Raw genomic sequence first — 3,447 nt, 5'->3', positions numbered from 1 at the left:
GCAGATGTTCATGGCGGTGGATGATGCTGTTAATCGCCCACGTCGGTGAACCGGTGACTTCCATTCGATCAACCCGCTCGATGAGCGCGCGCAGTACGGCGGTCGTTTCCAAGCGCGCCAAGCTCTGACCGGCGCACGCGTGCGCGCCCTGCCCGAAGCCGATTTGCCGGCCCGCGTCACGGCTGATGTCGAAGACCTCAGGCCTTGCCCACTCCCGGTCGTCGCGGTTGGCTGAGGCGTACATCACCAGGACGCGGGCGCCGGATGGGATGCTCACACCGCTAATTTCAGTCTGCCGACTCGCGCGGCGCGCGAATGCGCGCAATGGTGGCTCAAGACGGACCACTTCGTTCACCGCGTTCGCCATGAGCTGTGGCTGATCTTTGAGCAGCTGCCACTGCTCAGGGTGGCTGGCGAACAAGTACAACGCATTCGAGATGGCACTCATGGTGGTGTCTATCGACGGCGCGAGATAATCGACCATTAGTGCCGGACATTCGGCATGCGACAGCTTGCCTTCGTCGGCGGCTCTCAGCAGTTCGTCTGCCATGCTGCCGTCGAGAAATGTGCGCTCGCGTACGGCGCGGCGGGCGAAGTGCAGCATTCGAAACGCGACGGGCATGGCCTTGATCGCTTGCCAGTTGAGCGGCCCGAGGATGTCGAAAGTGGCTCCGCCCCATTCGATGAGGTGGCCGCGCTGATCTCGGGGCCAACCGATGAGGTCGGGGACCACAGCCAGCGGCAGCGCGGCCGCAAGGTCGTTGACGCCATCGATCTCGCCTTTGTTGAGCGCGGCTGCGACGACGGCGGCGGCCGTCGCGTCCACGCCGGCGCTGATCGCACGCAGCGAGCGCGGCAGCAGTCGATGCGCGAGGAGCTTGCGTCGCTGATCGTGTTCGACGCCATCGCTGTTGAGCGTCGTGCCTCGGGAGATGCGGTTGGCGATCCTATTGAGAGCGACGCCATGTCCCGACAGAAAAGTCTTGTCATCAAGCAGCACGGCCCTACTTTCGGCGTACCGGGGCAGCGCGTACACCTTGTGTTTGGTCAGCCACACGATGGGGCCGAGGTCTCGCAACCGCCGATAATGCGGATAGGGATTAACGATCGCGTTTACCGAGTAGATATCTGGCTTGTAGACGGGCACACCAGCCGTGTTCACTCATACCTCACGATGTTGCGCTGGGTACCCAGATCAACAGCACCGTCGTTGGTGGCGACGCTGGCTTCGACGATGTCGCCGTCATGCAGGTACTTCGGGTTTTCGGCCTGGCGTTTGAAGAATGCCTTCCACTTGACGTCCGGCGGCAGCAGCGAGGCGACGATCTGGACCACCTTGGACGGTGCGCTTATCGCGGTCCCGACGGGCGTGCCGGTCAGGATCAAATCGCCCGCGGCCAGGTCCTGGAACCGGGCCAGCGACTGCAGCGCCTGCACCGGCTTGTACATCATGTCACCCTCAACGACGCTGTCCTGGCGGATTTCACCGTTGACCTTCAGGCGCAGTCGCAAGTCGCCGAACCGCTTGAGCTCGGAGGCGTCCAACAGCACCAGCGCCGGACCGACCGGGGTGAAGGTCGGGTACGACTTGGCTTCGTAGAATTGGGTCTGCGGCAGCTGGACGTCGCGGGCCGAAACGTCATTGGTGACCACCAAGCCAGCAACGAAATCGGACAGGTTCGACTCGGAGATCGTTGTGCCGACCGGGATGTCGCGGCCGATGACCAGGCCGATCTCGACCTCGTAGTCCAAGAGCCGCACGTGGCCGGGTTTAATGATGTCGTCGGACGGTCCGGTAATCGAGGCCGACGATTTGCGGAAGAAGGTCAGCGGGACGGTCTTGGGGTCCCCGCCGCTGTCCTTCACATGGGAAGCGAAATTGGTCATCTGGGCCACCACCCGGCACGGCTTCGTTACCGGAGACACCAACTTGAGGCTGTCAACAGGCACGGTGTCGCTGCTGTGGGCGGCGGCCTCGACGGCGGCGCGGTCGCGCAGTAGCTCCGCGGTGGTGGTGGCGCCGGTGTTGATCTTGGCTGCGCCGTCAGGGTTTTGGACCCACCAGGCATCGACGGTGCGAAGGACGGAGATCGTCATGATTTGGCTACTTTCAGCAGGCCGATCAGGCGGCGGACGTCGAACTCGTTGTCGCCGCGAAGTCCGCTGAGCATCGACTGGGCTTCGCGGCGAATGTGTTTGGGGCTGATGCCGAGGAAGTCGTTGGTGGCGCGCGGGCCCCACTGGGACAGCCCCGACGCAGTGAGCGGCGCCCAACCGGGTTCAAGCGTGCAGTCGAACATATCGCCGTCCGCGAAGTGTTCGACGATGAACCCGTCAGGGTCGCGCCAGTAGTCGAAAATCTGGCTACCCTGAATGTGGCGGCCGATTCCCCAGGATCGGTAATAGCCAAGATCTTTGAGGTACTCACCGCCGGCGGCCAGCGCGTCGAGATCGCACACCTGATACGCCGAATGCAGGTAGCGGTTCGTCGGGCCCAAAGCTAACGCCAGTGTGTGGTGATCGGCCGGTGACATCCCACGGTCACACCTGATGAAGCTCATCGTCGGCCCGCGATCGCGCTGGCCGGGGAAGAACTGAAAATCACTCACGATCATGCCGAGGTTGTCCAGATACCAATTCAGCGCCTTGGTGTACGTAGTGGTCTGTAGCACCACGTGGCCAAGCCTCTCGACCTTGGTCGGAACGCGTGGTGGCCGTTGGGTTGCGTTGACGCGATTGAGATCGTCGCCAAAGTTGAACGTGTGTGGCGTCTGCGTGGGTAACGCCTCGAGCTGGTGGGTGCCTGCAACGACGTGCACGGGGATGCCGCTGGGATCGACCAGATCGATTGCCCTCCCGCCGATACTGTCGGGCAACGCGTGGGTTCGGGCGCCGGTTGCCTTCTCCAAGCGCCGCAGGTCGTCCTCATCCTGCGCGGTGAATGCAATGCCGCGAAAGCGTGTGGTTGCGCCCAGGCGGATGAGCACGCACGGCGCACCAGGCTCGGTTCCGCGTAGTTGCAACTCACTGCCGGTACGGAAGGTGGTTGTGAAACCGAACGCGCGCGCGAACGCCTCGGCCTGGGTCAGGTCGGGCTTTTCGAATTCAAGCCAGGCAATGTCATGAACCTTGATTACCGGGTTACGGGATCGCCCGGGGTGCTCGCCTTTGCGGGCGCCGTGCTCGCTGTGCAGGTCTTGATGTGCCGTTTTGGTCATCGCTGTTACCTCAATTGTTGGAGTCGACGAGATGGCGATGCGCGATCTGGACTGGCGAGGCTGGTGCGGCGCCACGAACGCGGTCGAGGATGGCGCCGGGTCGGTCGGGGACGGTGTTGCCGCGCCAGGCGACATGATGATCGGGCCGGATCAGCACCAGGTCGCGCTCATACAGTGTGCGGGCACGATCCTCGCGGATATCGACGATCTTCAGTGGCATTCCGCGTTC

The 3,447-nt window shown here is 63.2% G+C and carries 3 protein-coding genes and 1 pseudogene; all 4 read right to left on the bottom strand.

The window, feature by feature from the left end:
- Positions 1-1,162, bottom strand: a 1,162-nt coding sequence (locus VNW74_RS27620) for a cytochrome P450 (RefSeq protein WP_325682807.1), incomplete at its 3' end; no start/stop codon positions are given.
- The gene (locus VNW74_RS27615) at positions 1,159-2,097 is read right to left on the bottom strand and encodes a fumarylacetoacetate hydrolase family protein (protein WP_325682805.1); all 939 of its coding nucleotides are present in this window, start codon (positions 2,095-2,097) and stop codon (positions 1,159-1,161) included. The genes VNW74_RS27620 and VNW74_RS27615, both read right to left, overlap by 4 nt.
- Entirely contained in the window at positions 2,094-3,218 is a 1,125-nt protein-coding gene (locus VNW74_RS27610; RefSeq protein WP_325682803.1) for a VOC family protein, read from the bottom strand. The genes VNW74_RS27615 and VNW74_RS27610 overlap by 4 nt, the downstream gene beginning before the upstream one ends.
- Positions 3,219-3,228: 10 nt before the next feature.
- Positions 3,229-3,447, bottom strand: a pseudogene (locus VNW74_RS27605) (hypothetical protein); the annotation flags it as partial.

This window comes from Mycobacterium sp., from assembly GCF_035570115.1.
In the GTDB taxonomy this organism is placed as follows: domain Bacteria; phylum Actinomycetota; class Actinomycetes; order Mycobacteriales; family Mycobacteriaceae; genus Mycobacterium.
The sequence above is the reverse complement of the archived record's forward strand: the minus strand, read 5'-3'. Positions and strand labels throughout refer to the sequence as shown.